At 46.6% G+C, this 466-nt stretch carries 1 protein-coding gene; it reads left to right on the forward strand.

Annotated elements, in window-relative coordinates; all coding sequences use genetic code 11:
• Positions 1-466, forward strand: a 466-nt coding sequence (locus HMPREF2766_RS10285) for a G5 domain-containing protein (RefSeq protein ID WP_261676407.1), incomplete at both ends; no start/stop codon positions are given.

A 466-nucleotide genomic window follows, 5' to 3' on the forward strand; every position in this document is an offset into this window, starting at 1 on the left:
AACAGACGCTCCTGTAAATGAAGTTCCAAGTCTAGAGGTTGAAGAAAAGGATGTTACTACGACGGTAGCAGAACCCTACACTCGAGAACGAGTAGAGAGTGATAGCTTGCCAGTTGGCCAGACCAAGATAACCCAAGCTGGTCAAGATGGTGTGCGTACGATCGTCACCCGTCAGTACATGGTAGATGGCAAAGTAGAGAGAAGTCAGGAACTCTCTAACGAAGTGACAACTCCAGCAGTATCAGAGATCGTAACAGTTGGAACAGGCACTATTAGCGATAAACCAACAGACGCTCCTGTAAATGAAGTTCCAAGCTTAAACGTTGAAGAAAAAGATGTTACCACGACGGTAGCAGAACCCTACACTCGAGAACGAGTAGAGAGTGATAGCTTACCAGTTGGCCAGACTAAGATAACTCAAGCTGGTCAAGATGGAGTGCGTACAATCGTCACCCGTCAGTACATG

Origin of the sequence: Streptococcus sp. HMSC076C08 (assembly GCF_001810825.1) — a bacterium.
Classification (GTDB): Bacteria; Bacillota; Bacilli; order Lactobacillales; family Streptococcaceae; genus Streptococcus.